The sequence below is a fragment of the Actinospineispora spinosispora DSM 44797 genome, assembly GCF_000429025.1.
In the GTDB taxonomy this organism is placed as follows: domain Bacteria; phylum Actinomycetota; class Actinomycetes; order Mycobacteriales; family Pseudonocardiaceae; genus Pseudonocardia; species Pseudonocardia spinosispora.
The window spans coordinates 338,124-352,431 of sequence record NZ_KE386834.1; the positions used below are offsets into that span (position 1 = coordinate 338,124).

15 protein-coding genes are annotated in these 14,308 nt (G+C 69.9%); 11 read left to right on the forward strand and 4 right to left on the reverse strand.

Translation table 11 applies throughout. The features are described from left to right. The first annotated feature begins 207 nt into the window (after nucleotides 1–207). Both G406_RS0131080 and G406_RS0131085 read left to right on the forward strand, forming a co-directional pair. Nucleotides 208–900 (forward strand): ferritin-like fold-containing protein, encoded by a 693-nt coding sequence (locus tag G406_RS0131080; protein WP_028936822.1) that lies wholly within the window; start codon nucleotides 208–210, stop codon nucleotides 898–900. A 759-nt stretch (nucleotides 901–1,659) separates the two neighbouring features. Then, the gene (locus G406_RS0131085) at nucleotides 1,660–1,890 is read left to right on the forward strand and encodes a DUF3107 domain-containing protein (RefSeq protein ID WP_028936823.1); all 231 of its coding nucleotides are present in this window, start codon (nucleotides 1,660–1,662) and stop codon (nucleotides 1,888–1,890) included. Nucleotide 1,891: 1 nt separating this feature from the next. Here the strand turns inward: G406_RS0131085 and G406_RS0131090 are convergent, their stop codons facing one another. Both G406_RS0131090 and G406_RS50990 read right to left on the reverse strand, forming a co-directional pair. Further along, nucleotides 1,892–2,221: a DUF4873 domain-containing protein gene (locus tag G406_RS0131090; protein ID WP_245607275.1), complete on the reverse strand. Its 330-nt coding sequence runs from the start codon at nucleotides 2,219–2,221 to the stop codon at nucleotides 1,892–1,894. After that, nucleotides 2,218–2,919: a TetR/AcrR family transcriptional regulator gene (locus G406_RS50990; RefSeq protein ID WP_156935248.1), complete on the reverse strand. Its 702-nt coding sequence runs from the start codon at nucleotides 2,917–2,919 to the stop codon at nucleotides 2,218–2,220. Before G406_RS50990 ends, G406_RS0131090 begins: the two co-directional genes overlap by 4 nt. Before the next feature lie 55 nt (nucleotides 2,920–2,974). On the opposite strand from G406_RS50990, the gene G406_RS50995 reads away from it, so the two are divergent. From G406_RS50995 to G406_RS0131110, 3 genes are read left to right on the forward strand one after another with little or no spacing between them, the layout of a single operon-like run. Next, nucleotides 2,975–3,904 (forward strand): AurF N-oxygenase family protein, encoded by a 930-nt coding sequence (locus G406_RS50995; protein ID WP_051342931.1) that lies wholly within the window; start codon nucleotides 2,975–2,977, stop codon nucleotides 3,902–3,904. After that, nucleotides 3,904–4,794, forward strand: a complete 891-nt coding sequence (locus G406_RS0131105) for an alpha/beta fold hydrolase (RefSeq protein WP_028936825.1) — start codon at nucleotides 3,904–3,906, stop codon at nucleotides 4,792–4,794. Before G406_RS50995 ends, G406_RS0131105 begins: the two co-directional genes overlap by 1 nt. A gap of 15 nt (nucleotides 4,795–4,809) precedes the next feature. After that, nucleotides 4,810–5,406 (forward strand): GDSL-type esterase/lipase family protein, encoded by a 597-nt coding sequence (locus G406_RS0131110; protein WP_028936826.1) that lies wholly within the window; start codon nucleotides 4,810–4,812, stop codon nucleotides 5,404–5,406. Nucleotides 5,407–5,527: 121 nt separating this feature from the next. On the opposite strand, the gene G406_RS0131115 is transcribed toward G406_RS0131110, so the two are convergent. Continuing rightward, on the reverse strand, nucleotides 5,528–6,178 hold the full coding sequence (locus G406_RS0131115) for a TetR/AcrR family transcriptional regulator (RefSeq protein WP_028936827.1): 651 nt from the start codon (nucleotides 6,176–6,178) through the stop codon (nucleotides 5,528–5,530). A gap of 199 nt (nucleotides 6,179–6,377) precedes the next feature. Between G406_RS0131115 and G406_RS0131120 the strand changes: the two genes are divergently transcribed. Together G406_RS0131120 and moeZ are read left to right on the forward strand one after the other, a co-directional pair. Then, nucleotides 6,378–7,331, forward strand: a complete 954-nt coding sequence (locus G406_RS0131120; RefSeq protein ID WP_028936828.1) for an alpha/beta fold hydrolase — start codon at nucleotides 6,378–6,380, stop codon at nucleotides 7,329–7,331. Nucleotides 7,332–7,431: 100 nt separating this feature from the next. Further along, complete coding sequence (gene moeZ / locus G406_RS0131125; protein WP_028936829.1) at nucleotides 7,432–8,604, forward strand: adenylyltransferase/sulfurtransferase MoeZ; 1,173 nt, start codon at nucleotides 7,432–7,434, stop codon at nucleotides 8,602–8,604. A gap of 112 nt (nucleotides 8,605–8,716) precedes the next feature. Here the strand turns inward: moeZ and G406_RS0131130 are convergent, their stop codons facing one another. Continuing rightward, the gene (locus tag G406_RS0131130) at nucleotides 8,717–9,715 is read right to left on the reverse strand and encodes a hypothetical protein (RefSeq protein ID WP_028936830.1); all 999 of its coding nucleotides are present in this window, start codon (nucleotides 9,713–9,715) and stop codon (nucleotides 8,717–8,719) included. Between the two features lie 162 nt (nucleotides 9,716–9,877). Here G406_RS0131130 and G406_RS56220 point away from each other — a divergent pair, with 162 nt between their 5' ends. From G406_RS56220 to G406_RS51000, 4 genes are all read left to right on the forward strand, one after another. Beyond that, a complete protein-coding gene (locus tag G406_RS56220; RefSeq protein ID WP_245607276.1) occupies nucleotides 9,878–10,732 on the forward strand; it encodes a TIGR02569 family protein in 855 nt (284 codons plus the stop codon). Nucleotides 10,733–10,816: 84 nt separating this feature from the next. Next, nucleotides 10,817–12,160, forward strand: coding sequence for a sensor histidine kinase (locus G406_RS0131140; protein WP_211241326.1), 1,344 nt, complete (start codon nucleotides 10,817–10,819; stop codon nucleotides 12,158–12,160). After that, entirely contained in the window at nucleotides 12,160–12,804 is a 645-nt protein-coding gene (locus G406_RS0131145; RefSeq protein WP_028936833.1) for a response regulator, read from the forward strand. The genes G406_RS0131140 and G406_RS0131145 overlap by 1 nt, the downstream gene beginning before the upstream one ends. 67 nt (nucleotides 12,805–12,871) lie before the next feature. After that, on the forward strand, nucleotides 12,872–14,278 hold the full coding sequence (locus tag G406_RS51000) for a nitrate/nitrite transporter (protein ID WP_051342932.1): 1,407 nt from the start codon (nucleotides 12,872–12,874) through the stop codon (nucleotides 14,276–14,278). The last annotated feature ends 30 nt before the right edge of the window (nucleotides 14,279–14,308 follow it).

The window sequence follows — 14,308 nt, forward strand, 5'->3', positions numbered from 1 at the left end:
CACGCGCACATGTCGTCGCGGGCCCGGACTGTCCGGAGCTCAAGGGCCCTGTATGGCGGCCCTGAGTCGGAATTTCGAGCTTCCGCCGTTACGCGCGCCGAGTGTCAGCGCCGCGTTGGCCCACATCATAGCGTGTGTCAATCGGTTTGGGACAGTGACGCTCCGCTCGCGTGGTGGCCTAAGGTCTCTTTCGTGGCGGACCAGGGCATGACGGCCAATTCGACGGACTCTCCCTCCGATTCCTCCGGCGAGGTCTGGCAGCCCAGCGATGCCGCGCTCGCCGACCTGCTCGGCGCGCTGGCCTACGGCGAACTGTCCGCGTTCGACCGGCTCGCCGAGGACGCCCGGACGGCGCCGACACTGGTGACCCGCGCCGCGCTGGCGAAGATGGCGGGCGCCGAGATCGGCCACTACCGCCTGCTCGAGGAACATCTGCGCACACTCGGCGTGGCGGCGGAGACCGCGATGGCGCCGTTCGTCACCGCGCTCGACGGCTACCACCGCTCGACCGCGCCGCACGACTGGCTGGAATCGCTGGTCAAGGTCTATCTCGGTGACGGTCTGGCCGCGGACTTCTACTCGGCCGTGGCCGGCTGGCTACCCGAACCGACCGGTTCGCTCGTGCGCAAGGTCCTAGCCGACACCGGGCACGGCGCCTTCGCCGAACGCGAGGTCGCCGCCGCGATCGAACAGAACCGCCAGGTGCGCGACCGGCTCGCGCTGTGGGGACGCCGGTTGCTCGGCGAGGCGATCACCCAGGCGCAGTACGTCGTGGCCGACCGCGACGAGCTCGCCGAACTGTTCGTCAGAGGATTCGGCGACATGAGCGGCATCGCGGTGCTGTTCAAGAAGCTCCAGCTGCAGCACAACCGCCGGATGGGGGCTCTGGGGCTGGCTTGATTTCCGGCTGGCCTCCGCGCGTCGAAAGTTTCCGGTCGGGACCCCGCTCCGCTTCGCTCCGGGGGCCCGCAACCGGAAACTTGGGCGGCTACGCCTCTCGCTTCGCTTCGGGCTTCGCTGCCCTCGCTTGACGCGCGCTTGTCTGGTTGCGTTCTGCTTCGCCCGTTGCGTTTTTTGCAGTGCTTCGCACTGAACCCCCTGCGGGGAGACTCGCGGAGCGGACGGAGCGGAGCGGGCGCACGTCGCAGGCCTTCTGGCGCACCTCGCAGAGGCTCGTGTTGTGTCGCAGATGTTGCAACATCTGCGACACAACACGAGCCTCTGCGAAGTCACCCAGCCCCCTCCCGGGGCGCGCTGCAGCAGGTGGGGCGCGGCGCAGCCGTGGCCCTGTGAGCGTGCAGTCTTCCCCCATCCCCGCGATCCTGGCCTGCACTTGGTGTGGTCGGGCGGGGTCAACCCTGGAACCTCGCCCCTGAACGCGTGCACCAGGAACGAGTGCGAGGCCGGCGAAGCCGGGGGTTGAGGCCGCCCGACCACACCAAGACACTTGACGGCCAGCGGGGACACCCCGAGAACCCGTGAAGCCAGCGGGGACACCCCGAGAACCCGTGAAGCCAGCGGGGACACCCCGAGAACCCGCGAACCGATGGCTGAGGTTGTGCTCTGGGCGAACCTTGCGGGTCCGCTCCCACCCGCCGGGCTCCGCTCGACTAGCCTGGCGAGCGGAGTAGTAGACGTGTGACGACCTGGAGGTTCGGCGTGGAGGTCAAGATCGGCGTCGCGGAAAGCCCGCGCGAGCTCGTGGTGTCCAGCGCGCAGTCGCCGGACGAGGTCGAGGCGCTGGTGAGTGACGCGCTGAAGAACCCCACCGGGCTGCTGAGCCTGGTGGACGAGAAGGGCAGGCGTTTCGTTCTGCCGTCGGCGAAGGTCTCCTACGTGGAGATCGGCCCGGCCGACACGCGTCGTGTCGGCTTCGCCGTGGGTAGCTGATTCACAGATCGTCGTCCAGCGGTACCGGTTCCAGCTCGAACGGTGGCTGGCCGGTGCCGCTGACGCGGTAGCGCCCCCACGGGTCCGGATCGCCGACCTTGCCGTCGGCCTCGCCGCCCGGGGTCGCCACCCGCACATCCGCGTTCGTCCCGTTCAGCAGCGAGTGCAGGGCCTTGTCCGCCTCGATCCGGCCGGACCAGTGCAGCTTGCCGTCCACCGGCTGGTGCACCGCGATCAGCCGCACCTGGACCGGGACGTCGTTCCCGTCGATGGTGATCGTCGCGGGTCCGGCGTAGTCCTCGTCATGATCCGTGTCGTGGTCCATGGTCATCCCTTCTGATCCTCGCCTGCCACCAGTCGCAGCGGTGGCTCATCCGATTCCGGCTTGTCCGCCGGTCGCTCGCCGAGAACGCCGACGAGGCCGCCCCAGATCAAGCTCGTGAGGTAGTCGGTCAGCGCCGCCCGGCTCATCGTGCGCCGCTGCAACCACCAGTCGCCTGCCGTGTAGACCATTCCGGCCAGCCCGTAGGCCCACGCCTCGGCGCCGCCCGCGTCCATGTTCCTGGCGCGCAGCTCGTCGACGAGTGTCGCGGTCAGCAGGCCCGCGACCAGCGAGATGTTGTGCGCGACGACGTCGCTGGCAGCCTCCCCGCCCGGGTTGTGCACGACGAACCGCCACAGTTCCGGCTCCTCCTCGGCTCCGGCGAGGAAGGCCTCCACGATCGATCGGATCCGCTCCGTCGGCGCGCGCTCCACACCCAGCTGGGGCAGCAGCTTGCTCAGCAGCAGCTGCGCGGCCTTGTCGCTGACCGCGCGCTGAAGGTCGGCGCGGTCGGTGAAGTGCCGGTACAGCACCGGCTTCGTGACACCGGCCTGCGCCGCGATCGTCGCGATGGACACACCGGCGCCGTGCTCGCGGATGGCGTCCATCGCGGCCTCGATCAGCTCTTCGCGTCGCTGCACGCGGTGCTCGGCCCACCGGGCGGAGCGGCCACGTGAGCCCTTGGGCTTGACAGGTCCTTCATTCACGTTACCCTTGGTAACAGTTACCGGCGGTAACGTCAAGCCGAGAGGAGCTACGCCGATGAGCACCGAGACGCTTCGGACAGCCACCAAGAACGCCACCAAGAGCAAGACCCCTGACCGTGAGGCCACCGCGCAGCGGCTGCTCCGCAGCTCGCTGGAGCACTCTTACGAGCCGAGCCTGGACATCGACTGGGACGCCCCGCTCGCCGACGGCGCCTACGGGATGCCGGCGCACCGGGTGTCGATCTACGGCACCGAGCTGTGGGACCAGCTGACCGAGGAGCAGAAGGTCACGCTGTCGATCCACGAGGTGTGCAGCATCGCGCGGGTCGGGCTGTGGTTCGAGATCATCCTGATGCAGATGCTGCTGCGGTACTCCTACGACCGCGACCCGCGCAGCCAGCACATCCAGTACGCGCTCACCGAGATCGCCGACGAGTGTCGGCACTCGATCATGTTCGCCAAGATGACCGAGCGCTACGGCGTGCCGGACTACCGGCCGAGCTGGCTCACCCAGCAGGCCGGGCGGCTGTTCAAGACCGTCGCCTACGGTCCCGCGATGTTCGCCGGCACCCTGGTCGCCGAGGAGATCACCGACCAGCTGCAGCGTGAGGGGATGAAGGACGAGAACGTCCAGCCGCTCACCCGGATGGTCAGCAAGATCCACGTCACCGAGGAGGCCCGGCACGTGCGGTACGCGCGTGAGGAGCTGTCCCGCATCATGCCGAAGGCCAACTTCGCGCAGCGGGTGATCGCCCGGTGGCTGACCGCGCTGTCCGCGCACCAGATCGCCACCAACCTGATCCACCCGGACGTCTACCGCAGTGTCGGTCTCGACCCGAAGGAAGCGCGCAAGGTCGCCCGCGCGAACCCGCACCACCAGGAGACGTTCCGCTGGACCGCGCGCAAGCTCGTGCCGTTCCTGCGCGAGCAGGGTGTGCTCGGCGGGATGAGCGAGGTCCTGTTCCGGAAGGCGTTCCTGGTCTGATGGGCAGCAACCACGCCGTGCGGACGAGCACCGGCGTCACCCTGCACGCCACCGTGGACGGACCGGCCGATGCGCCGTCCACGGTGGTGCTCGCGCACGGCTGGACCCTCGACTCCCGCAGCTGGGAGCCGGTCGCCCGGACGCTGACCTCGCCGAACGGCCCGGCGGCCAAGGTCATCCGGTACGACCACCGGGCGCACGGCCGCAGCGACATGGTCCCCCGCGAGGACATGACGATCGAGGCGCTGGCCGACGACCTCGCCGAGGTCATCGGTGAGCTCGCGCCGAGCGGTCCGCTGGTGCTCGGGGGGCACTCGATGGGCGGCATGACGATCATGGCGCTCGCCGAGCGACACCCCGAGCTGGTGGCCTCACGGGTCGCCGGGGTCGCGCTGGTGTCGACAGCGGCGGGTGGCCTCGCGGACACCACGCTCGGGCTCTCGGTACGGATGCTGGGCCTGATCCGCAAGGGCGAGGCTCGGCTGGCGAAGGCCGCGTGGGTGGACAGGCGTGCCGCGCTGAGCCGCCGTCCGTGGCTGCTGGCGCCCGGGATGCGGGCGCTGCTGGTCGGTCCGTACGCCGACCGGGGCGCCACGATGACCACCGCGCGGTGCGTTGCGGCGTGCCGACCGGCGACGATGGTCGGCTTCCGGCCGACGCTCGACGCGCACGAACGGGACGCCGCGCTCGCCGCGTTCGAGACCATCCCGACCGAGGTGCTGGTGGGCACCCGCGACAAGCTGACCCCGCCCGGTCAGTCCCGGCGGATCGTGGCCGCCGCGACGAAGGCCCGGCTGACCGAGTTCCCTGGTGCGGGGCACATGGTCCCGCTGGAGCGGGTGCACGCGGTCAGCTCGCGGATCTCAGGATTGGTCGAGGCGGCCCGCTGACGGCATCCTGTGCCGATGGCTCGCGACATCAGGATCAGTTTCATCGGAGACTCGCTGATAGCCGGGGTGGGCGATCCAGAGCACCTGGGGTGGGTGGGGCGCGTCTCGGCCCGCGCCGGGACCAAGGGGCTGCCGCTCACCGCGTACAACCTCGGGATCCGGCGGGACACCTCGGTCGATGTGGCGGCCAGATGGCGATCCGAGATCGGGCTGCGGGTCGCCGAGGGGGCCGACAACCGGGTCGTGCTGTCCTTCGGGATCAACGACATCCATCAGGGTCTGCCCGCCGAGGCGTCGATGTCGTCGTTGACCGACGTGCTGGAGGGGCTCGCCGGGTGGGGCTTACCCACGTTGATGGTCGGGCCCACCGCCGTGCTCGACGAGTCGGAGAACGCGAGCATCGGTGCGTTGAGTGCGCAGTTCGCCGCCGTGTGTCTGCGGCGTGGAGTTCCTTACGTGGAGACGGTTCATTCACTGGCGGGGGACCCGGTGTGGATGTCTCAGCTGGCTGAGGGCGACGGGGTGCATCCCGGGGCCGAGGCGTATGCGCAGCTGGCGGAGCTGGTGTTCGACCGGTGGTGGGAGTGGGTGGTCCGGTCTACTACCTCGTGAGTGGCGAGTGGTCCTATAGCACCACTCGCCACTCACGACGAAAAGCGTGTCGTGAGTGGCGAGTGGTGCTACGCCTTCGGCGCCGCTTCGCGGTAGAACCACTCGCCACCCACGGGGTGGGTCAGTCGTGGATCATGGGGAAGTGGGAGAGGCCTCGCCAGGCCAGGCGGTACATGAGCTCGACCGCCTCCTCCTTGGGGACCGAGTGGCCCGAGTCCAGCCAGTAGCGGGCCGTGACCTGGCTCAGACCCACCAGACCCACCGCCAGCAGGCGTGCCCGGTCGGCGTCGAGGCCCGCGTCCTGCGTGACCACACCCGCGACCAGGTCGATGCACTCGGTGAGGGCCTTGTCCAGGATCTCGGCCGCCTCGGGCTCGCTGCGCAGGTCGGACTCGAACACCAGCCGGTAGGACTCGCCGTCGCCGGTGACGAAGTCGAAGTACGCGGAGACCGCGGCGCGCACCCGCTGCTCGTTGTCGGTGAACTCCTCGATCGCACCGCGCAGGCGTCCGACCAGCTCGGCCGCGTAGGTGGTCAGCAGCGCCTGGTAGAGCTCCAGCTTGCTGGGAAAGTGCTGGTAGAGCACCGGCTTGCTGACCCCGGCCCGCTCGGCGATGTCGTCCATCGCGGCGGCGTGGTAGCCCTGCGCGGCGAACACATCCCGCGCTGCGCCGAGCAGCTGGGTGCGCCGCGCGTCCCGGGACAGTCGGGTGCCGCGTGGCGCGGAAGGTACGGCCTCCGTGGGAACGGGCGGGTGCGCGGTCTCGGTCATCCCGCTCAGCCTACCGGCGAGTTCGGTTATCGCCGGTCACCCTCGGAGCATTCGATGAATCAGGTGTCCAGTACATGGACGACCGACTATGAGACGGTGTACGCAAAGTGTGGCGAACGTGGCGCGTCTCCCGCATGCTAGAGGGATGGCGCTCCCCACTCTCCTCGGTACTTCGCGAACCGCCGCACCCGGACAGTCGGTGCCGGCTCGCGTTGCCCCGTTGGCCGACGCCGATCAGCTCCCCGAGCTCGATCTGCACCAGCGGCCGTGGCCGGGGCGTGAGATCGCCGCCGGCGGTATCACCATGCACGTCAGGGAAACCCCTGGTCCCGCTGGTGAGACGCCCGCCGTGTACCTGCACGGGCTGTCCGGCTCGGCGACCAACTGGACCGACCTCGCGGCGCAGCTGGCGCCGCACGCGCCGGGTATGGCGCTGGACCTTCCGGGTTTCGGTCACTCGCAGCCGCCGGCCACCGCCGTCTACGGTCCGCTCGCGCAGGCTGAGGCGGTACTGAGCTTCCTCGAGGGTCTGGACCGGCCGGTGCACCTGCTGGGCAACTCCCTCGGCGGGATGGTGGCGTTGATGGTCGCGGCGCGGCGCCCCGAGCTGGTGCGCAGCCTCGCGCTGCTCGCGCCCGCCATGCCGGACCGGCGGCCCGACCCCCGGCGGATGTCCGATCCGAGGATGGCGCTGGCCGCGATCCCGTTCCTGCGCGCCCGGATCGCCCGGCAGCTCGCTGAGATGACGCCGAGGCAGCGCGTCGAGCAGATGCTGCAGCTGTGCTGGGGTGATCCCGGCTCGGTGAAGGAGCACCGCATCGAGGAGGCGATCGCCGAGGGCGACGCGCGCATGCGGGTGCCGTGGGTCGGCGACGCGCTGTGGCTCACCACCAAGGCCATGGTGCGCGTGTGGTTCGCCGGGCCGAACCTGTGGTCGCTCGCCGCGAAGGTGAACACGCCCGCGCTCGTCGTCTGGGGTGGCCGGGACAAGCTGGTCTCTCCCCGCCTGGCCCGCCGGACCACGGCGACGCTGCCGAACGGCCGGCTGCTGGCGTTGCCCGAGGTCGGGCACGTTCCGCAGATCGAACGGCCGGTCCCGGTGGCGCGCGCCGTTCTCGGTATGTGGCAGGCGGTCGAGTCCGGACGCTGGTGAACAAGCTCCCACGGGGTACGGCGGTGCGTGGGAAGATTGGTACCGGTTCGGGCGTTACAGCCCGTAGGACGTTGTAGATCCGAAGGAGAGCGAGACCCCGATGTCACTACCGCCGCTCGTTGAGCCGGCCGCAGAGCTGTCCAAGGAAGAGGTCGAGCGCTACAGCCGCCACCTGATCATCCCGGACGTCGGGATGGCCGGTCAGAAACGGCTGAAGAACGCGAAGGTCCTCGTCGTCGGTGCCGGTGGTCTCGGTTCGCCCGCGCTGCTGTACCTGGCCGCCGCCGGGGTGGGCACGTTGGGCATCGTGGAGTTCGACGAGGTCGACACGTCGAACCTGCAGCGCCAGATCATCCACGGTCAGTCCGACGTCGGCCGTCCGAAGGCCGAGTCGGCGCGGGACTCCATCAAGGAGGTCAACCCGCTCGTCGAGGTGCGGCTGCACCAGGTCCACCTCGACTCGTCGAACGTGCTGGACATCTTCCGGGACTACGACCTGATCCTGGACGGCACCGACAACTTCGCCACTCGCTACCTGGTCAACGACGCCGCCGTGCTGCTGGGCAAGCCGTACGTGTGGGGCTCGATCTTCCGCTTCGAGGGCCAGGCCTCGGTGTTCTGGGAGGACGCGCCCAACGGGCTCGGCCTGAACTACCGCGACCTCTACCCCGAGCCGCCGCCCCCCGGCATGGTGCCGTCCTGCGCCGAAGGCGGCGTGCTGGGTGTGCTGTGCGCGTCCATCGGCTCGATCATGGTGAACGAGGCGATCAAGCTGATCACCGGCATCGGTGAGCCGCTGCTGGGCAGGCTGATGGTCTACGACGCACTGGAGATGAGCTACCGCACGATCAAGGTCCGCAAGGACCCGGCGACGCAGCCGATCACCGAGCTGATCGACTACGAGGCCTTCTGCGGCGCGGTGACCGAGGACGCGCAGAACGCCGCCGCCGGCAACACCATCACCGCCGCGGAGCTCAAGGAGATGATCGACGCGGGCAAGGACTTCGCGCTGATCGACGTCCGGGAGCAGAACGAGTACGAGATCGTGAACATCCCCGGTGCGGTGCTGATCCCGAAGGACCGCATCCTGTCCGGTGAGGCGCTGTCGGAGATTCCGCAGGACAGGCCGGTGGTGCTGCACTGCAAGTCGGGTGCGCGCTCCGCGGAGGCGCTGGCCTCGCTGCACAAGGCGGGCTTCAAGGACGCCGTGCACGTCGGCGGCGGGGTCCTGGCCTGGGTCAAGCAGGTCGACCCCTCGCTGCCCACCTACTGAGCGAACACGTCGAGGTCCGGCGCCGTCTCCCTCGGCGCCGGACTTCGCACATCTCGGTGTTGCTTCGCAGACGTTCGGACATGTGCGACGCGACACGAGCGTGTGCAAGGTGTCAGCGGGCGAGCTCCGCTGCCAGTGTCGACGTGGTCACGCCCGGGGTGTCGTGGGCCCGTAGTTCCGCGTAGGTGACCACCATGGTCGCGGCGATGTACACGAATGCCGGCAGCGACAGGAGCGAGGCGATGATCGCTCCGGCCGTGACCGCGACGGTCACCCCGACCGTCATGCCGAGACCCACACCGATCAGCCCCGCGATCAACGCGACCACCACGCCGTACCCCCACACGACCAGCATCATGATGGCGACCCGGCCCGCGGTCGCCCAGAACCGGCCCCGGGTCAGCACGAAACACCGGCCGATCCCCGCGCGTTCGACCACGACGACACCGGCGAGCGGGACCAGGAGCGCGACCAGCAGGTAGACGCCCGGAGCGATCAGCAGAATCATGCCGAGGTAGGTCAGGACCACGCCGAGAAGTGTCCAGCCGAGCAGCGGCGGATAGCGCTTCATGGCCACGGGCAGCGCATCCACGGCGGAGGTTCGCCGGCCCGATGCGTTGCGGATGATCACACAGTAGGACACGGCCGCCGCCGCCACGCCGAACAGGAAGATCGCCGCGTAGGTCACGAGAAAGCCGGGGCTGAGCGTCGCCAGCTGGTCGGCTCCCGGCTGCACGGCTGCGGGGTCGAACGCACCGGACCGAGCGGCCGCGGCATTGGCCTGTGCGACGGCCATCGCCCCGGTGAACTGATCGACGGCCAGGTTGCCGAGCATGACCAGGTAGACGGCGTTGGCGATCACCGGCAGGAACTGCACGATCGCGAGCTGGGTGAAGTGCTGCCTGACGATGGCGATACTGCGCTGGAACCAGCCGGAGAAGTCCGACGGCATCAGCGGGTCGTGCACGGTCGACGAGTTCCAGCCCGAGGGCGCGGCCGGCTGGACGGGGTGCGGGTACGGCTGATGTGGGTAGGTCTGCTGAGGGTGGGCAGGCTGCGCGTACGGGTGGACCTGATCGGGTGCGTTCTGCTCCGGGTGCGGCGTCGACATGGCGGGAACGTAGCGACCGACGGGCCGAGGCGTGGGCACTTCGGGCAAAATACGTCGGCACGGCGAGTAGGGAGCGTCCGTCACCTGCCCACTCCTTCGAGTGATCAGGCTTTTGCGTGGCGTGCCGCTGAAGTGGCATTTTCGCCGGTACCGTGGCTGACTGTGAGCACTGTGGCAGATCACCTTGCTGAATACGGCTTCGACGTCACCGAGTCGGGTTCCGATCGTGACGGATTGCCAACGCATGTGCACAACGCGTTCGGCGTGCGCGACATCCCGGCGGTGCCGGTGCGCATCGCCGGCATGCCCGCGTGGCACTGCGGGGACGTGCTCATCAGACCGGTGACCGACAACGCGCTCGCCTCCTGGTCGGCGCGGGTGCTCGACACGCTGGCACCGGACGGGCTGCGGGTGGCGCGGCCGCTGCGCAGCTCCGACGGCCGGTGGGTCGTGTCGGGCTTCTCGGCCTGCCAGTACCTCGGTGGCCAGGAGGAACCCCGCTACAGCGAGATGGTGGCGGCGTCGCTGCGGTTGCACGCCGCGACCGCGTCGGTCCGCAGGCCGAGGCTGCTCGACGACCGGGACGACCTCGTGTCCCGAGCGGACGCCGCGGCGTGGGGCGAACGGACCATCACACTGGACCCGGCGACCGGTGGGCTGCTGTTCAACGAGCTGGCCAGCTACCGGACGAAGCTGCGGCTGGCGTCGCAGGTCGTGCACGGCGACCTGTTCGGCACCGTGCTGTTCGACGGCAACGCCGCGCCGATCGTGTTCGACCTGCTGCCCTTCTGGCGTCCGGTCGAATGGGCCGCCGCCGTCATCGTGGTCGACGCGCTGGCCTGGGGCGGAGCGCCACCCGAGCTGGTCGGCGAGTGGTCACACCTGGACGCGTGGCCGCAGGCACTGCTCCGCGCACTGCTGTTCCGGGTCGCGCTGCACGCGCAGCACCCGGCCGCGACGACCGAGTCGCTCCGAGGCCTGGAGTACGCCGCTGACCTGGTGCTGGCCCGCCTGTAGAGCACGGGGTGGGGCTAGCCCCACCGGGGACCGGCGGGCGCACCGGATGGGAAAGAGCTGGCGCTGCTCATAGCGTCGGGCACCATGAACACCATGCCCGCATCGTCGGTCGCGCCCGGCGCCGAAGCCACGCTCGCCACCGCGCGGCGCCCCGCCCGAGGCCGCCTGGCCACCGTGGCGAGCGACTCCGCCTACGTGCTCACCGGATGGATCATCGCGGTCGTCGGCTTCGCGCTGATCATGCCGCTGTTCTCGGCGGGCCTCGGCACCGTGGTGATCGGTGTCGGCTTCCTGCTGCTGTTGCTGGTGCTGTTCGTCGCGCAGGGATTCGCGACGCTGGAACGGACCCGGATCCGGGTGGTGACCGGGATCGACGTCCCGGAACCGGCCTATCGGCGGTCACCGGAAGGCACACGGCTGCGTGGCCGGGTCTGGAACGTGCTGTCCGACGGCCGACGGTGGCTGGACCTGCTGTACGCGTTCCTGGCGCCCATCCCGAACCTCGTGGCGTTCCCGATCGCGCTGGCCTGGTGGGCGACGACGGTGGTCGGGCTCGCGTACCCGCTCTACGACTGGGCGCTGCCCTACGGGCCGGACAACCATAGCCTCGCCGACCTGATGGGGTTCGGGCATTCGGCGACCGCTCGGATCACGGTGAACTTCGGTGTCGGTCTGCTCGCGGCGCTCACCCTGCCGTTCGTGCTGCGGCTCCTCGCGGTCGTGGTGGCCTCGTTCGGCCGGGGTCTGCTGACCCGGCAGCGCGCGGCCGTCCTCGCGGAGCGGGTGTCCGCGCTGACCGAGAGCCGCGCGGCCGCCGCATCGGCGGAGGCCAACGCGCTGCGCCGGCTGGAGCGCGACCTCCATGACGGCCCGCAGCAGCGGCTCGTGCGGCTGGCGATGGACCTGGGCACGGCGCAGCGCAGGCTGCACTCCGACCCGACCTCGGCGGGACCACTGATCAGCGGGGCGATCGACCAGACCAGGGAGACCCTGGAAGAGCTCCGCGCGCTGTCGCGGGGGATCGCGCCGCCGGTGCTCGCCGACCGGGGGCTGCCCGCCGCGCTCGCGGCGCTGGCCGCGCGCTGCCCGGTGCCGGTCGCGCTGCGGACCGAGCGGGTCGAGGCCGGCCTGAGCTCCGCGACCGAGAACGGCGCCTACTTCGTGGTGGCCGAGGCGCTGACGAACGTCGCCAAACACAGCGCGGCCACCGAGGCGACCGTGCACGTCGTCGAGGACAACGGGGTACTGAGCGTGACGGTCACCGACAACGGCACCGGCGGGGCGCATCCCGCCAAGGGGCACGGGCTGGCCGGGCTGATCGACCGGGTCCACGCCCTGGACGGCGGCCTGCAGGTCCACAGCCCGCCAGGGGGCCCGACCGTGCTGGCCGCTCGGCTGCCGGTCGTCCCGGATCGGGCGCGCAGCTGATGCGGGTGGTGCTCGCTGAGGACTCGGTGCTGCTGCGGGAGGGTCTGATCCGGCTGCTGGAGGAGGCGGACTGCCAGGTCGTCGCCGCCGTCGCGGACGGGCCGGGCCTGATCGCGGCGGTCGGCGAGCACCGGCCGGACGTGTCCGTGGTCGACATCCGGATGCCGCCGACGCACACCGACGAAGGGCTGCGCGCCGCGGTGGAGGTCCGGCGGCGCCAGCCCGGCGCGAAGATGCTCATGCTGTCGCAGTACGTCGAGGTGACCTACGCCGGAGACCTGCTGGCCGACCGCGCCGGGGGTGTCGGGTACCTGCTCAAGGACCGGGTCGCCGACGTCGACGAGCTCACCGACGCGCTGCGCAGGGTCGCCGCCGGCGGCACCGTGCTGGACCCACAGGTCGTCGCACAGCTGTTCGCCGCGCGCCGCGACCCGCTCGCCTCGCTGACCCCTCGGGAGCGTGAGGTGCTCGGGTTGATGGCCGAGGGCAGGACGAACACCGCGATCTGTGCGCGCCTGGTGATCAGTGAAGGTGCCGTGGAGAAGCACATCGGCAACATCTTCGCCAAGCTCGGGCTCGCTCCGTCCCAGGGCGACCATCGCCGGGTGATGGCGGTGCTCACCTATCTCCGGATCGGTGAATGAGAACCACTTTTCACAGCTGTCACGTGGCGCCATCTGCCGGTAACGGCCGCTTCCTACCGTTCGCGCCATGACTCAAGCAGCAAAGAAGTCGGGGGCATTCGAGGACCGGAGCATCGCGCCACCGGTCCGTCGAGGACGGTGGATCGACCACTGGACGCCCGAGGACCCCGACTTCTGGGCACGCACCGGCGCGAAGGTGGCGAACCGCAACCTGTGGTTCTCCATCTTCGTCGAGCACGTCGGGTTCGCGGTGTGGTCCCTGTGGTCGGTGTTCGTGCTGTTCATGGGGCCCGAGTACCACATCGACGCGGCGGGCAAGTTCTTCCTCGTGTCCACCCCGACGCTGGTCGGCGCGGTGCTGCGGGTGCCCTACACGTTCGCCGTGGCGCGGTTCGGCGGACGCAACTTCACCGTGGTCAGCGGCCTGCTGCTGCTCATCCCGACCGTCGCGGCGGCGTCAGTGCTGCACCCCGGCACGTCGTACACGACGTTCATGCTGGTCGCGGCACTCGCCGGGTTCGGAGGCGGCAACTTCGCCTCGTCCATGACCAACATCAACACACTGTTCCCGGAGGGCCGCAAGGGGCTCGCGCTCGGGCTGAACGCGGGTGGCGGCAACCTCGGTGTGGCGGTGGTCCAGCTGATCGGGCTGCTGATCATCGCGGTCAGCGGAGCGGCACACCCGAGGCTGATGCTCGTGGTGTACATCCCGCTCGTGGTGGTCTCCGCGCTGTGCGCCGCCCTGTTCATGGACAACCTGAGCACGGTGCGCAACGACACCGGCGCGGCGAAGGCGGCGGTCAGCGATCCACAGACGTCGATCATGTCGCTGCTCTACATCGGGACGTTCGGGTCGTTCATCGGCTACAGCTTCGCGTTCGGGCTGGTCCTGCAGAGCCAGTTCGGGCGGACGCCGCTGCAGGCGACAGCGGTGACCTTCATCGGGCCGCTGCTCGGTTCGCTGATCCGTCCGGTGGGCGGCTGGCTGTCCGACCGGGTCGGCGGCACGCGCGTGACGTTCTGGAACTTCCTGCTCATGGGGATGGCGACGCTGGTCTGCATCCTCGCGTCGGGTTCGAAGTCGTTGGCGCTGTTCACGATCGGGTTCATCGCGCTGTTCGTGTTCTCCGGGCTCGGCAACGGGTCGACCTACAAGATGATCCCGGCGATCTTCCGGGCCAAGGCGCTCGCCGAGATCGACGCGGGGGAGTCCAGCGAGACGGCGCTGCTGCGGGCGCGGCGGATCAGCGGCGCGGCGATCGGGATCATCTCGGCGGTCGGCGCGCTCGGCGGGCTGCTGATCAACCTGGCGTTCCGGCAGTCGTTCGCCGTGGCGAAGAGCGGAGTGCCGGCGTTCTACGGCTTCCTGGCGTTCTACGTGCTGTGCGCGGCGGTCACCTACGTCGTCTACCTGCGCAAGGTCCGCACGGTCGCCGAGCCGTCCGGCGCCGCAATGGCCTACGCGAGCGTCTGAACACCCGTGAGTGGCGAGTGGTCCGATAGG